A 19,294-nucleotide genomic window follows, 5' to 3' on the forward strand; every position below is an offset into this window, starting at 1 on the left:
TTAGTGAATATTCAAAAATCGTTTCCACCATGGACGATGGTGACGGCGGGTAGCGTAAGAATCATTGCCGGAAGCGGTCTCACTTATCAGCTGGTACCAGCCAGTACCGTGGGTTATCATCGAATATATCGTTCCCCAATCCGGCAGCCCCCCTATGTTCCGGTCATCAATGAAGATGTCAACTTTAATTTTTCTGCTGTAGTGTTCATTCCCACTCTCGGTCTCTTCCGGATAGTCGCGGTTGATGGCGTAGAACTCGATACCACGCTCGCGGCACCATTCAATGGCATCGTCCAGAAGTTTTCCCTCGCGCACGCTCCACAATATAAGCCGATGATGGTCGGCAATCAGCATGCGCAGGGTTTGCACGGCGAAGGGCTTTTCTTCGCCTATTTCGGGATAGCGGTGCTCCACTATCGTTCCGTCAAAGTCTACTGCTATTGTCATTTCTTGATGGAGTTATCGTCTTTCAGGCCATAATGACTGTCGGCATACATACCATAATGACCATAATTACCATATTTTCCGTAGTTGCCATAGCGTCCGTATTTGCCGTAAACGCCATAGCCGTAGTAGTAGCCGTACTTGCGGCGCGACATGTCAATACCGTTGATGGCAATGCTTGCGTTTGGCAGTTTTCCTTCGGCTGCCAGTTGGTTGAGCTGGCCGAAACTTGACTTGGGTGTGTAGTCGGCACGGCAAACCAGCACACAGCAGTCGGCATGTTCCGCAATCTGCAGCGTATCAGTGACAAGCCCTACGGGTGCTGTGTCGAAGATGACATAGTCGTATTGTTGCTCCAACAGGCTTATCACCTGCTGAAACGTTTTGCGTGCCAGCAGCTCGGAGGGGTTAGGCGGTATAGGTCCTGACAGTAGCAGGTGCAGGTTGTCGCTGACACCAGACTTGACAATCTGCTTCTGTACATCCTCGAGCGTGACCTGCTCCTTAGTAAGCAATGTGGTGATACCGAGGTTCCTGTCAGCAATGCCAAACAACCGCCCCAGTGCAGGCTTACGTATATCAAGTCCGCAAAGCACCACCCTCTGCCCCAGCAGGGCAAAACTCATGGCCAGGTTGGCGGCACAGAAAGTCTTTCCCTCTCCTGAGATGCTGGATGAGAAGAGAATTTTCTTCTCGTGCTCCTTCAGCAGGAATTTCACGTTGGTTCGCAAGGAGCGAAAAATCTCGTCCATCTGAGTATTCTTGTTTTCATGCACCACAATGCCTGCCGATGACTTCACGTTGTCGCTGGCCATCGGTATGTCGGCAATAATGGGCAGTTTGGTAAGACTCTGCACATCATCGTGCCCCTCAATACGGTAGCGGAGCAGACCGATGAGCCAAATAATGGACAAAGGCAAGGCAAACGCCAACAGCAGGGCACTAAGGAACACCATAGTCTTTTTGGGTTTCTCCTTTCCTTCGTTGAGAGGTTCGTCAATGAGCCGTCCCTTGTCGGCAGTGGCTGCGAGCGAGATACTGTTCTCCTCGCGCTTCTGTAGGAGCAGCAGCAGGATGCCCGACTGCACCTCCTGATGGCGGCCAATCTGTGTGAGCACCTGCTCCTGTGCCGGCGCACCAGCCACCTGGCTTTGGTACTTTAGATATTGCTCCATAACACCCTGCCGGGCGATGTCGGCAGAATGACGTGCCTGCAACAATGCGGTCGAGATGCCGGCAGCCATATCGTCGATAGTTGCAGTGAGTGTCTGCACCTGAGGCGCCTCCTCATTGGCAACGGTCAGCAGGCGATTGCGTTTGAGCACGGTCTGGTTGTAGTCGCTGATGAGCTGTGTGGTGGCTCCGTCGGTGAGTCCTACGTTGGAAGGTATCACCTGATACTTGTTGCGAGGGTCGCCGACATAATCGCGCAGATAGTCGATAAGTCGGATCTGGGCATCGGTTTCCGACAAGCGAGCAGAAAACTGGTTGCTCAACTGTACGGCCTGTGCGGCATCCATTGAAAGGCCGGTCATGGAATGGCGGCGTTTATAGTCGGCGAGTTCATCTTCGGTAAGTCCTAACTCTTCGTTGATTTTCTTCACGCGCTCGTTGATAAACTCCTCGGTGCGCAGTGCCACCTCGTTTTTGTCGGCATTGGCCCTGCGGTTATAGCATACGGCCAACCGGCGCAGGAAGTCCATGCCACGTTGCGGGTTCTTGTCGGTAAGGGTCACCATGGCAATATCGGTACGTTTGCTGGTGGGTTCCACTGTCATGGCCGACAGACAGTTGGTAGCCACCAGCATTGGTGGCAGAATAGTGACAATATAGGTTTCGCCTGTCTGCATCTGAAAACGTTGAGAGGCAGTCAGCGTCAGCGTGCCGAGGGCAGTGTTGACAGATGCAGGTAGTGAGTCTATGTTCTCCTGAAAGGGTTGGCTACGGCTGTCCTTCTCGTTTCCAGATTGATATGTAGCACCTTCCACAAAGTAGCCGTCTTTTTTGCGCGTTATTTCCATTCGAATGCTGGATTTCTCGCCCCATTCCATATAATCCTTGTCAAGACTGTCAAGCACAACCGGATCCATTTCAACGTTGAGAGCCTGTTTACGGTAAACGATTTTGTCCATAACATGCCCCTTGATGCGGAATTCGGCATTCAGATGCAGTTCACGTACCACATCGCGCATCAGAATGCGCGACTGCATGACCTCTACTTCATTGTCAATCCCCGAGGAGTTGGTCACAAATCCCAAGTCAATCATATTAGTGAGCAACTGCGAAGCATTGCTGTTCTGTTTCCGCTCGTCTTTTATCAACATGCGGGCCGACAGCTTGTAGGTTGGCTCAGTGTATCGCAGATACAGAATGGCTCCACTCACGAAGATAATAAATGAGAAGAGGAAGTACTGCCAGTTGAGCACCAAAAGGGAAAAAACTTTCTGGAAGCTAAAATCAGCTCTTTTTCTCTCGTCGCCTATAAGGTCTTTCAGGTCGTCGAGGTCTTCCAAATCAAATTCTACTTTGTCTGACATAATTTTATTATTTTATTTTATAATTGTTTACACGTTGAAGTCGATAAAGTCTTTCAAGGATTTGACGAGGCTTTCCGATGCAAACTCGCCTATTTTTTTCAGTGGACGGAGGTCCATGTGGAGCAGTTCGCGAAGCTCCTTCTCATTGGTAGCCACGTATGCATATTTATTCTCTTTTATCATTTGTGCCGTGGCATTCTGATGGTCGTTGCGGTGTTCACCTAAGGATGCTATGCGTGGAAAGATGACCAACGACTTAGAGTTGCGTAGAGCAGACAGAATAGTCCCCATGCCAGCATGGGCTACAATCAATCTTGCCTGGGCAAACACCTTTTCAAATTCATCGGGTTCAATGAAATCAATGAGTTTAAAGTGTTTAGGTTTGTATTTACCCCTAAGGGCCTGAGCATAGATCTCTTCGTCAAGCTCAGGTGCGATGCGGTCGAGCATCTCGATGAGCCGGTCGAAAGGAATCTGTGTGCCAATAGTAACGAATATCATAAGGGTATGAGAAAGTGGTTAGTGATTATCCAAAGATGTTTCCGGAATAATGGATTTTGGCTGTAGCCAAATGTTGCCACTGCGTATAGACTCTGGAGACGAATAAAGCTGCAATCCTTCCGCTTAGGGACAGGCGGTTGACGTTGGCGATGCTGTCTATCCAAATGGTCTTTCTGCGTAGCAGCCATCCAGCAAACACACAGATCAGTCCCGGAGCGGCTCCAGTGGTGATGATTGCATCGGGCTTTTCCTTTCTGATGATATTCAACTGCCTGAAGAATGCCGGTATCAGTTTCCAAGCATCGGAACGGCTGAAATCGGTTGTCTGACAGAACTTCTGCCCTTCTACCATTGTGGCACATTTCGGATGAGTCGAGACATATACCATTTCATAATGTCCTTCCATCGGCCGTGCTATTCTGAGCAACTGTATCCAGTGTCCGCCTATCGAGGCTACTGCAAGTACTTTTTTCATGATTATATCCCTTTATTTAGCAATAATATTCTTTTGATTGACAAAGGATCTTAAGTCTGTTGAATCATTAAAATTTTTCAGGCTCCAAATCTGTACGATACCTAAACGAACATCCTTGGCTGTTAGCATACGATTCAGGTGATCCGTATAATAGTTGGGAATCTTTCGCTTGTTGTTGTTTGTTTCAAACAACCCTGTTGCCAAATGTCTTTTTTCTGCTATTCTACAAACCATCTTAGCCCTGTTTACCGCAGCAGTCCAGTCCTCCTTAGATTGACCAATTGCATAATCATCAAAACCTATGATATCCACATAATCATCACCCGGATACCGTTCCATGTATTCCTCTTCGCCATTTACGTAACGATCTGAACAGTAGGCCCAAAGAATTTGAGCATTTGGGGCATATTTCTTAACAGTCTGTTCGGTCAATATGAAGAAACGCTTGTAATCATCTGCCGACACATATTTGGCACCCCACCACATCCAACCGTCTTCCCATTCGTGCCAAAGACGGAAGATAAATGGGATGGGTTGTTCGTTGTCATCAACAAATTCATTGATGATGTCGGCAACTTCCTTGCAACGGTCCTCAAACCATTCCCGAGGCGTATTGTAACCCTTGGCGTTGTCCTTGCGCGACACATTCCCCAAGCCACATGCCTCACCGCTATGCTCCAGTATTTCCTTGATGACATAGCGATGTTCGGCGGGATAATCTGGGTTCATTTTGTTGTTAGTGTATCGAAACCCTGCTGTCGTCGAGAATTCCGACGGAACGTATGGGTTCTCCAAATGCCACGAGAAACAGGCTATGGCCCGATGCTCGCGCCAAGAGTCCCGGACTGTTTTTATTAAGTTCTCTCGTGTATTACGAACCTCTTTGGGCTTTTGCCAAGTGCCACTGGCATAGTAGAAGTCCACACCATAAATCAGTGGCTGACATCGAAGTACTTGTCCGTATGTCGAGTTGAGACTTCCGTCCTTCCTTGGGTTATAAAAATTAAATTGGCTGTAGTAGGTTTGCCCATTATTGGCAGCCCGTATCAGTTCTTTTTTCACCGAAGCAGCGTCATGCCAGTTTTGTGCAAAAGAGCCCACTGGTACCATCAAGCAAAATAAGACAAGCCAAATGATAGGATACGTTTTCATTTTTTTTCTATTGGCAATACTGTAAATTGACCGAGTTTGTCTAAGAACGCTTGTGTGAAATGATTCATATATCCTCCGCTTGATGTCAGGGTTAGTTCTCCAACATAAACATGTCCGTTGACATCATACAAATCTACCCGCATCTGAGGATGTCCTTTGGAAAGAATTGACGCAATACGTAACATAGTGTCAAGTGATGCAGGTTTGGGCATAAGCTTCTGTTCTGGCACATAATGGGAGGAATAGCGAAGGTACTCTGGGTGAGCATTCCAATTGCGGTCATACACGCCAATCTCACAATAATACTTATTATGCCGGTTACTGTAACACACAATACATTCCGGTTTGCCATTGAAGCTCCATATCTTGTAATCTACAAGTGATTGTGATTTGTTGGGCTGTGTACTTCCGTCAAGCAGTTCTTCGGCAATAATACATGGTTTGATTTGTTTATAGTGCTCTTCGCCTGTAAGTATGCCGTAGGGTGCCTGAAGAGTCTTTCTAAAATACTGAAGTGTTTTTTCTTTATCCAACTTCTTCTTGTCGGGACACACTAGGACATCGCCACTGCCGTTGTTGCATTTCATGACAAACTGCTGAGGCAATTGGTCCCAATCTATCTCATCCACCGTGTCCCACTTGCCTATGAGCGGGATAAGGCAATCGTCAAGACCGCAATCCTTTACATGTTCTCTGACGCGATACTTGTCTGCCAACAACGGCCACGAGGTCGTGTCGCCATAGAACTTCATCCAGTTGATCTTTTCGTTGATGTCTTTGGGATGCTCAAAGTTGGGCCACCAGTGCAACTTGTAGAAGAACTTCAGTCTTGCCACACGAATGGGTGTCAAGATGTGCAGCCTGACAAGAAAGCTGACGAAGAAAAGAATCATTGTTTTGCTCATAATATTTCGATTTTCTTCAAAAGACCTTCCGTAACAATTCTGCTTACATCATATTTCTTTGCTTCTATTTGACAATACTGTTTCATCTTCCAGATATCGTATTGGCCATCAATGCAATCTTTCATTTTATACGCCAATGCCTTCGCATCATGAACGGGAATGAACAGTCCTGTTTCCCCTTTTTTCACAAACTGGCTGTTATGTGCCCAATCAGTAATTATCATTGGTAGCCCTGACACAAAGGCATCTATAAATATACCCGCAAACCCTTCCCCTTTCCAATAAGTCGGAAATAGCAGCATATCGTATGTGGCTAACCTGTCATATCCTTTCTTTTGCCGCATGTCAAGGAAATTCTGGTGTTTTACGTTTGGCAATTTGGATAGTCCTTCCTCAAAAGTCGTTTTGTAATCATCTGCTACCTTGCCATAAAAATCAACTACATATTGTTTCTGTAATCCCCACTCATTCAAGAGTTTTGCTGCTGCTAAAATTTCATTACATCCTTTTTCTGCCATGATTCGTGAAAGGAAAACGAAACGCAGGACGTTTTGGGGGGCACTTATTTGGGGAAGGTAATCGATGCGCTTGAAATTCGGAACATGAATAACCCCTTTTACATCGCAATCTTCCAATTGTCGAAGCATTAAAGGACTTTCAACGAGCGTATGTTTAGCATAACCGATAACGTCTGCGTTGAATACACCATTCTTCACTTTGTCACCTAAGGTTCCGCCAATAACCCAATGGACAACATTACGATGGATTTTCAATTTCTTGAACCATTTCAATACACCATAAATATTCGATGCAGAAGTAGAAAAAACGATAGTGGCATGAGACTGAATGATTACAGCCCATAATGCCTGCAGATATACCCATGGGTGCTTACGTTTTTCGTAGAAGTCCAAGACCGTCACCTTGCAGTACTTTTTCAGTTCTGCAATGATGTACTGGTTCTTAGTGGTCTCACCGTCCACGGGCGCTTTGCCCTGATTCACCCAACCGACAAAGAGAACTTGCTTCATTACTTTAATGCTGTTTTCAAGAATTTTAAACTATCTAATCTGAGTTTTTCAAGATTGTTATCTACCATACGCCAATCTATCGGTTCTTTAATCTTTAAAATGTCATCTTTAAATATATGGCTCTTATTGATTCCTAAAATCTCAAACAAGGAATCAATTCTTGAGTTCCTATTTGAACGTACTTGATGACTGGTACGATAAAAAGTCATGAATGGCCTATGAAACAACGTAGAGAACACCGTACAATGGAAAGAGTCCGTACATACATATTGTGCCTTACTGATATATCGGACAAAATCATTGGGATCAACAGCGTATGGAGCTTCATCGCCTATCGTTTCGTCTATCTCGCGATATTGCTCCATGTGTCTGATGGTGATCATTGGCAGGCCTGTCTCATCCTTCAATCTCTGTGTCTGAATACGTGCTTCTTTGTTGGGCGAAATCAAATAACAAAAGATATATGGAGTCCCTTTTGTTCTTGCAACATTCTGAGCCGTTGATTCCGATATGTTTTCAGCAATTTCCTTTTCCCATTCTTCTCGAGTGAGTAATAGTGTGGGGTCGGCTACTACTAATGCCTGCTGATGACTTAAACTATCCACAATTTCTTTTCCGCGTTGCTCTCTGACGCTGATTTTATAGAACCTGTCAAGATAATGACCTGTGGCCTTTTGCTGGAAATCAGGAATATGACTTACACCGAAACTACTGGCATAAGACACCTTTCTCACAGAATCTTTCACAAACAACAAATTAAAGAACTTGTTGGGTAATGACAACGGTGTCCAAACCTGGTCAGAACCGACAACCACGGTATCATAATTTAAAGAACCTTCAGACAATGCCTTAAAACCTGTGTAGCGATGGAAATAAGGAATCAGTTTCTTGCTTTTATAAGCATCTACTGCTTGGGTACGCAATGTGAGCCCTTGTATATACCCAGGATGACGATATGCTCTTTTACCCCATGCTTTCCGTTTCAGCACTTTTATTTCGCCAGCACGTATAGCATTGATAACGTATTTAATCTTATCAATCAGTGAGAGCTGCTTGATGTATTCTATAATCTCTACATCATAGCCCAATTCCTGAATCTTCCGAACCAAAGCGTAGCCTTGAAGCGAAGTTCCATAGTTGTTGTGACCCTTGGAATATGCTATAACACAACCTATCTTCATCATGCCTTTCTTTTCTTTATCATGTATTTTATCAGAAACCACAGATTACGATGATGTCCCACTTGGTATTGCAGGTTTAGATTTATCAAATAGAATAGAGACTTTACAAATCCTATTTTGGAATACGGTTTTACATCGTATTGGGGGACTGCCATTCCCATTCGTTTGCACCAATAGACCAAGGATGCATATTTTGTTTTCTTTACCCTGGCCATTTTCTGAGAAGCCACTAATGTCGCCTCGTTTAGTTCTTCCATGACAATAGCACCATCCCTCATGGCTTGTTGTAACAAATCATTCATTTGAGGGGTTCGTACTATCAGAGAATTGATTCCTATAGTATCGTCAGAATAAGGCTTTATATGTATATCTCCAAATGAGATGTCAGCCAACTCTGCAGAGTGGTCGATACAGAAATGACAACGACGAGGTATAAAAATGCTTCGAAGCGGATGAAAATAACTTTGGTATCTTTCTTTATATACCTCATTGCTACATTTGACCACTAAAGACCCTAAACATCCCTCGTCACGATAGGAGAAATAACGGATATCCTCTTGATTGATATGTCTTTGTTGAAGGATATAATCAGTCAGATGAAATGTCCGGCCAGATGAACAATACAGCCCCCAATATGCAAATACATGTTCACGGAATTTCTTGTCCTTTTCTTCAATTTTCCTGAATCCGTGCAAATGACAAGGCAACCCTATAATGACATATTTCCCTTCGGCCTCTCTTATTTGCTTCCTGATGCCCTGCATAGATACTGGACAATACTTGGAGCTTCGGGCAGAAATCAACTCGTCAGTATTACGCGCAATAAAAACCTCCGGCGTCAGATGGTCGATTGAAGAGAACCGTGTTACGACAGCTCCATCAATCATCTTTTTCTCGAGCAGATAAACCAACAGACCTGTAACCAGTCCCCCGGAAGCAGAATGATATCTGATATCCTCATTTGTACAATGACCGGTATAAAGTTGTACATAGCGACCGAGATACTCATTACACGTAACATGACCGTTCGTTAGAGAGTCCTGCCTTGATGATAATTTTAAAAGGTCAACACCTAACCCAGGACATATATCTGAACATCGTCCACAGTTACTGCCGATGCAAAGGGACTCATCGACGCTCGGACGGTATTCTCCTTGGCGAATATCTATAGTTATAGCACCTTGTGGACAAATGTCTTCACATAAGCCACAACCTAAGCACAGATGGTGTCTTGTCGTATAACTGATGTTCATTTGTTCAAATACCGTTTAACAAACATAATCATAATCAGAAATATCCTCAGCGTCTCATATTTTCTCCTACAAAGCAGGCTCCTGACAGTTTTCATATAAAAAGTCTGAGGATTAGCCGTTAGAAAGATATGCTGAATCGTTGGATTCTCAACGACGGGCTTCATGTCCCAACCATGTGCAGCAAACTGCTGCAAGTTGGCATAAATACGTACTCTAAAAAAGAAATCACACAATTCTTGTTCAGGGAAAGGCATATTCCATGACTGATAAAGACGCTGATAGTCATTGTAGAACCATTCAATCGTTTTATAATAATCCTGTCCTGTCTTACCCGGCGCACGCTTTGCCATTATTCTATAGTTATAACCACTATACGAAATGAGCCTTAATGATTGAATATTGGCATAATACCTGTAATTGAAAGCAACATCCTGCGACCTGCGTAAAGGAGGGAACTCAACACCAGAATTCCTTATGATTGACATTTTATATAACTTTTGCGTAGGAGAACCCACAACTTCAGAAGTTAACATTCTAATATATGATTGGCGAATTTCCTTTTGCCCATGAATAGTTTCTTCTTTGAAATGACGAGGAATAACTTTCAAGACTTTTTCGTTATTGTCACACAAGACACGGGTTCTCCTTGTAGCTACCAAATCATAATCTCCATCCTTCTGAGCCTCATACAGTTTCTCCAACAGCTCCGGCTCTATCCAGTCATCGGGATCCACAAACATGACGAACTCTCCCTGACAGTGTGCCAACCCATTGTTTCGGGCAGGACCACTGCCGGCATTCTCTTGCCAATAGACGGAGAAGCGACTGTCTGTCTTACAGAAGTCTTGGGCAATCTCGTACGAACCATCAGTGGCTCCATCAATGATGATGATGACCTCAATGTTATGGTAGGTCTGAGCCGCAACGCTTTCCAGGCATTGCCGCAAATACTGCACTACGTTGTAGGTAGGCAGCACCACGCTGATTAAAGGTTCCCTATTCGGTTTCATGTTTCCTGTATAATGCCTGTTGATAATACTTTAACAATGATGCTGCAATACGCTCAGATGACCAGTGCTCTGTGGCGTAAGTTTTGTTCTCACCCCCTTTTGAAGTGGCTTCCAATGCGTTTTGTAATGCACTTACAGCACTTCTCATATCATATGGGTCAAAGGCGAAATTGCCTGTATCGCATAGTATAGGTCCTACGTTGCCTACATCTGGCCCAACCACCACTTTGCCAGCATGGAAGGCCATCGGCAGACTACCTGAGTTCAGAATGTCAAGCCGCTGGATCAGCACCACATCGGCAGCGCAGAAATAGCACTGCATCAGATCATCGGGAATCGCTTCATTACAGAATCGAATGCCTTTCAACTTGTAGCGTATGGTGTGATACAGACGGGTGATGAGTTTTTTCGGATTCCATGTATGCAATGTCTCACGATAGAAGCCTGGCATCAGGAAAAGAACTGAACGGCCTAAAGTCTGTTGCATCTCAAGCACGAAGTCACGTTCCCGCTCATTACGAAACTTTCCAAAACTTAGCACTATTCTCTCGTTTTCAGGGATATTTAAACGATTCCTGGCCTCTTCACGGGTAATGGAAAAGCTATAGACATCGTCATAAATATGATGTGGTATCACGACATGACGGGCATTTGGATATTTGGATTTTAATTGTTCACAACTGTAATTACCTAAATGATGGATGTAGTCGGCATTATTATAAATCAGTTCATAAAGGTGTAACAGGTTCTCGTTCTTATTCGTATGCGGCTTTAAGTTATGGCAAGTATAGAAAAGTTTCTTTCCGTGTTCCTTGAGCAATATAAGGCGCTGATTCACACGTTTCAGTTCTTCATCTGTCACCTGATGACCGAACAAGCCAAAAAGTCCTTCTGGCCACTGGAAATGTATGATGTCGTAACCCAAAACCTCATCTGTCCAAAGCAACTTAAGGCCATAAGCCACCTCGCACCCCTGCTTCTGCAGGGCATTGCCAAGCGAAGACACGAAATGGTTGATGGTTCGCTCAGAAGGTTCCTTGACTACAAAATAGACTTTCATAATAGAGGTTTTATAAAATGATATAGTTTGCGATGAAGATGAACTAATAAGAATACTTTTAATCTTTCATGCTTATGACCATGTGTCTGAAAGAAGACAGAGAATGCTTTTTTGCGACATTTCTGTCCAACACGTGCCTTGTATTGTTGCATTTTGCTGATAAAAAGAGCACGGTTTACTTCCCATATATCTTTCTCGTTACTAAAATAGTTATATGACCAATTCAGGAACTCACATTCAGACTTCAGCTTGCGCTCTGCTATCTGTCTGGATTTGTCCGGAGTAATGTTCTGACTGCTTCTACGCCATAGGACATGGGCACCAGGAATCTTAAACATTCCTTTCTTCCCACAGAAGATGCACCATGTGGCCACATCGCTTCCCCAGGCGAGGTCAAAGTTCTTGAAACCACCTGCCTGGTCATATATTCTGCGAGAAAAGACATTTTCTACCACGTAACTGCGATATTTCCCAGAAGACTTCCCCTTGTAATAGTCGTATGCACTAAGAACTTGTGAATAAGCTGGAAGCTGCTTGGTCACCTTGCCCTCGTCATTGATTTCATTCACATCGAAGTGATAGAGGTCGTATGCACCTTTTGTTTCATCAATCGTTCTCAATAACAGTTCCACGCAGTTCGGTTCCATCACATCATCGTCTGAGAACAACCAGATATAAGGCTCGTTTTTACTCATGGCAATGCACCGTTCCCATTGAGCCACAAGATCTTTACCGCCCAGATTTCTGTCGAAGCGCAGATATACCAACTCTATCTTGTCACGATATTGGTCAACAATATCACCTATCGGTTCAGGACTGCAATCATCACCTATATACAAGGTAAAATCCTTGCATGTCTGGGCCGCAATAGACTCAAGCGCAGCTGGCAGGAATTTTGCCTTATAGGCAGGAATGATGATGGCAAGTCGGTGTGTCATATTATCTGGTGTGTACTTTATCAAAAGTGTTATTTATCAATCTGTCCTTGAACAGATGATAATAAAAAGTCCAAATCACAGGTATGGCTACGCCTACAATTAGATAGGCTATCCACCATCCTTGTCTGGCATATTCTTCTATCACAGGAAACTCTGAGAGTCGCTTTATGGGAAGATGGTATATCGCAATAAGCATTAACGACACTAATTTCATGGACAGGAAATGCCAAGTAAGCACCTCTATGGTATGGTCGCCTATGAATATAATGCACTTCACAGACTTATTTTCCGCCTTTCGTGACAGGCGTTGGCTAAAACACAGTAGGGTGAGAATAGCCAATATGGCAGTGAATGCGTGTGGAAAAATCTTCCAGTAGTCATAATTATGCATGGTTGTAAACCATAATTGAGTTCCTGCTACAACCAATATAACTGCTAAACACCAAATCCACGGGCGTTGGTGAAAGTCCATTTGGTGTTTCTTGTAAAGATAGCCTATATAGAGGAAAAAGGCAGCATAAAATTCTCGTGTGCCTATATTGAAATAATAAAGTTTCCAATCGAGTGTTGACAATAGAACGGACAATGCCAGCAACAGAAGTGCTCCCCATGCTTTACTTTTCAGTACCTTCAGTGCAATATAGAAAATGAAAGAACCCACAAATAAGAGCTTCATGAACCAATACGCACCCAATAACTGTTCATGCCCTTGCATTTTAGTGGCAATAGAAATGGCTTTTCTCACAAAGTCAGAACTCGTATAGAAGACGGATGTCTTTCCCCCATAGCCATATTCATCGCTATAGATATGCAGATGATAGAAAACATTATGTAAAAGCAGGAACAGAAGCGACCATTTCAGGTAAGGCCAATATATTCCCGTAAAACGCTTCTTTATAAAGGCAAGGGCATCGTCTAAATATTTGTCTTTAAAACAATATCCGCTCATAAAAAAAAACAAAGACAATACGTATATGGCGATGCAACGGACGATGAAATCTATACATATTGAGTGAGCCATTACCACTAAGGCAATGGAAATACCTTTTGCTATAGATACGCTTTTATCTCTCATGATGATTTTTCTTTCGATTATCTGCTGAGTGCTTTCAATATCACAATAAGTTGTTGTCTGCGAGTCAGTTTCTTTCGTTTCATGATTATCCGTAATACGGCTATCAGCATGAGCCTTCGCTTCTTGGATTCTATCATCTTCATAGTCATGCCAAGCAGAAGCATTGTAGGATAAACAGAACCTAACTCTCCTGTACCTATTGAGTAAACCAGATACAAAGTAAGGGTGGAAGCTCCCAGACCAGTTATAGCCTTTCTCTTTGTACGATTCCTCCAAAAATAGAAGAAGATGATTGAATAAAAAGTCGCCCATAAAATGAGACCGATGATTCCCTGCTCAAGCAGATATTGTAAGATAACACTTTCTACACCATAGAGACCACTGACTGACTCTTTATCCTCAGCGTATGAATGCGCCCAATATCCCTTTCCCAACCCTAACCATTCATTTCCTTCTGTGTGGATAAGAACAGAGACGTATTGCATCATTCGCATTTGGATAGAGCTACCACCTGTTTCACTGTCTTCAACGAAGACATCGGTTACCTTGTTAACTTTATCTTCTACCGCAGGAATGGTAGCATAGGACATAATCATAAGAATCATTGCAATCATACCATACATCACATTTCGGTTCATTTGGAAAACCCACATGCTGTAGCAGGCTATGGAAAATATGGCACTCACCCATACAGTGCGGCATCCACAAATCAATATTCCGAATGAACAACATGCAAGTGCTATGGCAAATGCTATCTTTCCTTCTAACCCCCGATACCATCCATGCAAATGAAGTATTAATAATGCCGTACATATATAACCATAGTCAAATGCGGACTTAAACATTGACTGTACTCTGAAACGACTACTTTCCGTATATACATCACCAAGCGAGACATCTTCCATTACCATACTTGTCTTGCCTTCTGTCAAGGCATTGACAAATATGGCATTCTTTTGTATATAATTGAGCGCACCAAAGGCGGTAAGCACAATCAGACAATACAGTGAAACTTGCAATACAGGCTTTAGTGACTTTTCATTCTTGACAGCCCAGAAGGCGTATGCAAGGGCAAAATACTTGAACAGAAGTTCCGACTGTATGATTCCTTTTATTCCTTCGTATTGGCTGGTCAGCGCAGCCAACAACGCTGAGATAGTGACAATCAGAAGCGGTATCCAGAGATATGGAACATGTCGTAACCTGTTGAAATGTTGTGGCAGACTTTTCCATTCTGATAGCAGGAAAGCCACTTGCAGTAAGAGGTTCGCCTTGAGTAAAGGAATACCGGGTACGTACACCAGTGTCAACGTCATAGCTCCCATGACGAGCAGAGCTGCTTTCCATTCTCGTTTAACAAAGAACATCAAGCCGCAACACACTAGGGTAACTATAATAGCAACAAACTTCATTGTACTTTCTTCAATATGTCGGTCATTACAACATTTTAATACAGTCTCTGCGATCTTCCTTTAAACTCATATCTTAAGTCGCGTGGACGCTCATTGACTTTTTTTGCTGGAATACCAGCAACTACAGCGTATGGCTCCACGTCCTTTGTGACGACACAACCGGCGCAGAGCACAGTTCCTACGCCGATGGTGACACCATTCAGTATCATAGCACGAGCACCGATATATACCCTGTCACCGATGACCACGGGGCTGCTGTCCAAGGCTGGCGCTCTGAAAAAAGGGTCACGGATGTCGTGGCCTCCAGGATGGATTGTTACATCCGAGGCAATATTAACATTCTCACCAATAGTTAGTCCCCGACGTGCATCGAGCAATGTATTGTCGCCGATAATAGTACCGGAGCCAATCTTTAGGCGATGTATACCACGTATCTCTGTGCGGAAATGGAATACCACATGTTTGCCAATCTCAGCACCGAGAGCCTTATATATAAACCTACGTATATGATGAGATGGAACTAAAGCGACTTGGAACAGCATATATCTTTGCCAACCTTTTCTAAAGATTTTCTCCCAGTATTGGTACGGCTTGTCAAAAACTCTATACACCAGCGGAGCATTTTGTTCCTTCCCCCATTTCTTGAGAATTTGTCCGTGAATAACCTGAAAGGGAAAAACCGCGATGATTAGTATCCACTTCAAGTAAAGTAGTGATACCAATATGATGAGAATAATAATGGTTGTTTTCATATTTCAACTTTTCATTTTTTCAACTTTTAACTTTACAAAGGCTACCGGCAGCAATAAGTACGAAAGAGGACAGGCTCTAAGTACATCCTTTTTAAGTTGATGGTCTTTCTTTTTCAATGCCCTCATGAGGATAAGTGTCGTGAGATGAATGCGTTGACCTAACGACAATGGTTTGCACTGCCCATTCATCACCAATCCGGCATAGTAGCGGTAAATATCCTGAATCCAGCGTAGACCTTTCTGCAGATTTGATCTTACCATTCCGCTCTCAAGCGATCGATAACAAGCTGTTTGTTCCGGCAACCAGATGAAATTGCCCATCAGGGCGGCACTCATGGTAAGGGTGAAATCCAGCTTTACAGGGCAATTCGCGTATGATTCGGACTCCCAGACTTTATAGCGGTACATGCTTGTGAGCACCATGATGTAGTTGCCGTAACGGAGCAGCGTAGGCAGATTGTCACCGGAATGGGAACGGCCAGGATAATCTTTTATAAATGGTCTGCTTATCGGATTCCCTTCACCATCAATGGCCTGAAAGTTGGTATAGACTAATGTAGCCTGGGGATTGGCGTCTAAGGCATCCGCCTGCTTTTGCAGTTTATGCGCGTCGGTCCAATAGTCGTCACCCTCACATAGGGCGACATAGTCTATCTCATCTGTCAATTCCCGATAATATTTCAGTCTTGGTTTCTTGATGCTGTAGTGATTGTATTTCAGCAGATAAACCGCAAAGTAGCAGTTTTTGTTCTCCTGATGGCGAGCCAGCGTCAGGTGGTAGTCATCGGTTTCCTTTGTCCACTCTGTGTTAAAGTGGTCGTTCAGGTATTGTTTGATGACCTCTGGCTCCCCGTCCGTGCTGGCATCGTCCATGATGAGACAGACGAACGGAAAGCTCGTCTGCTGCATGCAAAAGCCATCCATGGTATCCTTGATATAGAATGCCTGGTTGTAAGTGTTGCACCACACAGACACCTTAAAGTGACTTATAGTTTGAACTTGTGCCATTATACTATTTTCTTTTTTTCAGAATATCTATAATCTCTTTATATTCGTTCATCTTGAACAACTTGCAGAAAGTGAAAAACACTGCGGCTCCTACAGTAATCTGCATTGGAAGTACAATCCAGTAGCTCAGTGGAAGATATTTCAAGAACCATACAGACAAGGCTATGGCTATAGCCAAAGCGTAGGAGGGGGCAATATCACGCAACTGCATCCAAGAACTATACCCCAGCATCCGGCCTGAGTAGTAGGAATTGAGGAAATAGCCTATGATGCCAACAAATATGTTTACCCAAAGCATAGGTATGATGCCCACAAAAGCCCCGACAAACAGAGGTGCCAAGCTGATGATTCTCTTGATGATGTCAAGTCCGAGGAAGAGGTCGCTCCGTCCCTGAACCTTCAGCATGTTCAGGTTGATGGCATGGAGGGGGTAAAGACTGGAACTGATGCAGATAAAAGGCAGGTAAGTTGACGCCTCGTGCCATTTGGGTCCTATCATGCAGTAGATGAGAGGTTCGCTGACGGCTCCCAGGAAGAACAGAGTGACAGCGGTGATAAACATACTGGTGCGGATGATGCGGCGATAGGCCGAGAACATGCGTTCTTTATCGTCTTGAATACTGCTTAGCACAGGGTAGGTAACTCGATCCATTACCGATGTCAAGTTCCGCGAGAATAGCCGTGCATAATGTTGGGCACGGGTATATTGCCCCAAGGTGGCTGGATTATAGAACTTGCCCACTACCACCTGATACAATTCTTTCCACACACCATCCAAAAGAGCAGTCAACATTAGCTTCCAGCCAAAGCCAAACAGTTCGTGGAAACTCTCGGTAGAGAAGCGCAAACGCGGCAGCCACCTATTATATATATATAATTGTAGCGTGCGCAGTGCATGGGACATCAGTTGCTGGGCCACCAGTGCCCACACGCCAAACCCCATCACGGCCATGCTGATACCCGCCATGCCGCTGACAGTGGATGATACAAGCGTGATTTTGGTCTGCGTCTTGAAGTCTATACGTTTAGTAAGGCGCGTCTGCTGAACCATAGCAAATGCCCCAATGATAAGTCCTAAAGAAGATACTCGTATCAATAGGGTTAATTCTTCACGATTGAAGAAATCGGCAATCAGCGGCGCACAGGGAAACGTCAAAGCATAAAGCAGCAGGCTCATACTGAGATTGCAGATGAAAGCCGTGTTGTAATCATCGTCGGTTACATCTTTCTTGCGTATGAGTGCGTTGCTGAAGCCTCCATTGACGAGGGCAGTACAGATGACGGTGAAAATGCCGGTAAGTCCCAACAGGCCATAGTCGTCAGGTGACAGCAGTCGGGCAAGTATGATGCCAATGCCAAACTGTATGCCATATTGGGCTGCATTGTCCAAAGCTGACCATCCCAGCCCTTTTACCGTCTTATTTTTCAGCGATTCTCCCACTTACTTAAGAATTATATCACATATCCTATCTACATCCTCAACAGTTAAGTCTGCATACATAGGAAGTGCAAGAACTGTATCAGAAGCATGTTTTGCCACAGGCATTTCTATTCCTTGAAACATGGATTGATAACATTCCAATTCTGGTATAATAGGATAAAAATACTTTCTTGCAAAGATGTTTTGTTTTGACAGCTTTTCCTGTATTTCATTTCTATTATACTTGTAGCCATCAAAGAAAACGCTATAATATGCATAGTTGCGTGTCACACCTTTTTGGGGAGCAATCATGTGAATACCCTTTATTCCTGACAGTCTCTCGTCATATCTGTCAGCTGCAATTTTACGTTTGGCAACCTCTTCATCGAAATGACGAAGATTACACACACCCATAGCGGCTTCATACTCATTCATTCGTGCATTAGTACTGACATACTGTACGTGTTCAGGTCCGTTGAAGCCAAAATTAATCAGACTTTCCAGTTTTTCATGTACTGAAGGATCCCTAAAAACCGTTATTCCACCTTCGATGGTATGAAAAACCTTCGTGGCATGGCAACTGAACATGGCAATATCACCAAAATTTGCCGCATCCACACCATCTTTTGTGACACCAAAAGCGTGTGCTGCATCATAAATCACTTTTAGTCCATGCTTATCTGCTATCTTTTGAATACTTTCTACATCACATAAGACTCCATAGACATGCGTTGCAACTATTGCGACCGTTTTCTCATTAATATTTTTTTCAATCAGGCTGACATCAATCGTATAATCAACATCATTGACATCACAAAAAACCGGGATTAATCCGTTTCGAACAATACTATGAGTGGTTGAACAGTGTGTGTATGGAGTCGTAATAACCTCTGAGCCTTTCGGAAACTGCATAGCGTCAATGGCAACTTCGAGTGCAACATGACCGTTAGCAAAAAGAGAAAGATAATCCACCTTCATTCTTTCCTTGAGCTTCTCTTCAAATTCTTTGTGAATGACTCCACGATTTGACAACCAACGATTGTCCCACAGAATTTTGATTTTCTCAACATACTCCTCCCATGAGGGCATGGAAGAACGTGTTACATTTATTCTATTTTCCACATTCATTTTCTTTTTATTACA

The 19,294-nt window shown here is 43.8% G+C and carries 18 protein-coding genes; all 18 read right to left on the reverse strand.

Going from position 1 to position 19,294, the window contains the following annotated elements; translation table 11 throughout:
- On the reverse strand, positions 1 to 447 hold the full coding sequence (locus T491_RS0106555) for a BT0820 family HAD-type phosphatase (protein WP_028903186.1): 447 nt from the start codon (positions 445 to 447) through the stop codon (positions 1 to 3).
- Positions 444 to 2,981 carry an exopolysaccharide transport family protein gene (locus T491_RS0106560; protein WP_197018813.1) on the reverse strand — a complete coding sequence of 846 codons (2,538 nt, stop codon included), beginning with the start codon at positions 2,979 to 2,981 and terminating at the stop codon, positions 444 to 446. Before T491_RS0106560 ends, T491_RS0106555 begins: the two co-directional genes overlap by 4 nt.
- 27 nt (positions 2,982 to 3,008) lie before the next feature.
- Positions 3,009 to 3,482 carry a glycosyltransferase gene (locus T491_RS0106565; protein WP_028903188.1) on the reverse strand — a complete coding sequence of 158 codons (474 nt, stop codon included), beginning with the start codon at positions 3,480 to 3,482 and terminating at the stop codon, positions 3,009 to 3,011.
- A 25-nt stretch (positions 3,483 to 3,507) separates the two neighbouring features.
- Complete coding sequence (locus tag T491_RS0106570) at positions 3,508 to 3,834, reverse strand: oligosaccharide biosynthesis protein Alg14 (RefSeq protein WP_231480191.1); 327 nt, start codon at positions 3,832 to 3,834, stop codon at positions 3,508 to 3,510.
- Positions 3,835 to 3,969: 135 nt separating this feature from the next.
- Entirely contained in the window at positions 3,970 to 4,686 is a 717-nt protein-coding gene (locus T491_RS17875; protein WP_197018814.1) for a glycosyl hydrolase, read from the reverse strand.
- A gap of 419 nt (positions 4,687 to 5,105) precedes the next feature.
- On the reverse strand, positions 5,106 to 6,014 hold the full coding sequence (locus T491_RS0106580; RefSeq protein WP_051523007.1) for an ATP-grasp fold amidoligase family protein: 909 nt from the start codon (positions 6,012 to 6,014) through the stop codon (positions 5,106 to 5,108).
- Positions 6,011 to 7,042 (reverse strand): glycosyltransferase, encoded by a 1,032-nt coding sequence (locus T491_RS0106585; RefSeq protein ID WP_028903192.1) that lies wholly within the window; start codon positions 7,040 to 7,042, stop codon positions 6,011 to 6,013. Before T491_RS0106585 ends, T491_RS0106580 begins: the two co-directional genes overlap by 4 nt.
- On the reverse strand, positions 7,042 to 8,226 hold the full coding sequence (locus T491_RS0106590; protein WP_028903193.1) for a polysaccharide pyruvyl transferase family protein: 1,185 nt from the start codon (positions 8,224 to 8,226) through the stop codon (positions 7,042 to 7,044). The genes T491_RS0106585 and T491_RS0106590 overlap by 1 nt, the downstream gene beginning before the upstream one ends.
- Positions 8,223 to 9,476, reverse strand: coding sequence for a Coenzyme F420 hydrogenase/dehydrogenase, beta subunit C-terminal domain (locus T491_RS0106595; protein ID WP_028903194.1), 1,254 nt, complete (start codon positions 9,474 to 9,476; stop codon positions 8,223 to 8,225). The genes T491_RS0106590 and T491_RS0106595 overlap by 4 nt, the downstream gene beginning before the upstream one ends.
- Positions 9,473 to 10,486: a glycosyltransferase family 2 protein gene (locus T491_RS0106600; protein ID WP_028903195.1), complete on the reverse strand. Its 1,014-nt coding sequence runs from the start codon at positions 10,484 to 10,486 to the stop codon at positions 9,473 to 9,475. Before T491_RS0106600 ends, T491_RS0106595 begins: the two co-directional genes overlap by 4 nt.
- Positions 10,473 to 11,546 (reverse strand): hypothetical protein, encoded by a 1,074-nt coding sequence (locus T491_RS15860; protein WP_051523008.1) that lies wholly within the window; start codon positions 11,544 to 11,546, stop codon positions 10,473 to 10,475. The genes T491_RS0106600 and T491_RS15860 overlap by 14 nt, the downstream gene beginning before the upstream one ends.
- A complete protein-coding gene (locus T491_RS15865; protein ID WP_081773272.1) occupies positions 11,543 to 12,484 on the reverse strand; it encodes a glycosyltransferase family 2 protein in 942 nt (313 codons plus the stop codon). The genes T491_RS15860 and T491_RS15865 overlap by 4 nt, the downstream gene beginning before the upstream one ends.
- Before the next feature lies 1 nt (position 12,485).
- Complete coding sequence (locus T491_RS16980) at positions 12,486 to 13,559, reverse strand: acyltransferase family protein (RefSeq protein ID WP_197018815.1); 1,074 nt, start codon at positions 13,557 to 13,559, stop codon at positions 12,486 to 12,488.
- 17 nt (positions 13,560 to 13,576) lie between these two features.
- Positions 13,577 to 14,971, reverse strand: a complete 1,395-nt coding sequence (locus T491_RS0106620; RefSeq protein WP_081773274.1) for an O-antigen ligase — start codon at positions 14,969 to 14,971, stop codon at positions 13,577 to 13,579.
- 35 nt (positions 14,972 to 15,006) lie between these two features.
- Entirely contained in the window at positions 15,007 to 15,513 is a 507-nt protein-coding gene (locus T491_RS0106625) for a DapH/DapD/GlmU-related protein (RefSeq protein WP_231480192.1), read from the reverse strand.
- Positions 15,514 to 15,726: 213 nt separating this feature from the next.
- On the reverse strand, positions 15,727 to 16,731 hold the full coding sequence (locus T491_RS0106630) for a glycosyltransferase (RefSeq protein ID WP_155950058.1): 1,005 nt from the start codon (positions 16,729 to 16,731) through the stop codon (positions 15,727 to 15,729).
- A gap of 4 nt (positions 16,732 to 16,735) precedes the next feature.
- On the reverse strand, positions 16,736 to 18,172 hold the full coding sequence (locus tag T491_RS0106635; RefSeq protein ID WP_028903199.1) for a lipopolysaccharide biosynthesis protein: 1,437 nt from the start codon (positions 18,170 to 18,172) through the stop codon (positions 16,736 to 16,738).
- Entirely contained in the window at positions 18,173 to 19,273 is a 1,101-nt protein-coding gene (locus tag T491_RS0106640; RefSeq protein WP_197018816.1) for a DegT/DnrJ/EryC1/StrS aminotransferase family protein, read from the reverse strand. It lies immediately after the preceding gene.
- Positions 19,274 to 19,294 lie beyond the last annotated feature (21 nt).

Origin of the sequence: Prevotella sp. P6B4 (genome assembly GCF_000619985.1) — a bacterium.
Classification (GTDB): Bacteria; Bacteroidota; Bacteroidia; order Bacteroidales; family Bacteroidaceae; genus Prevotella.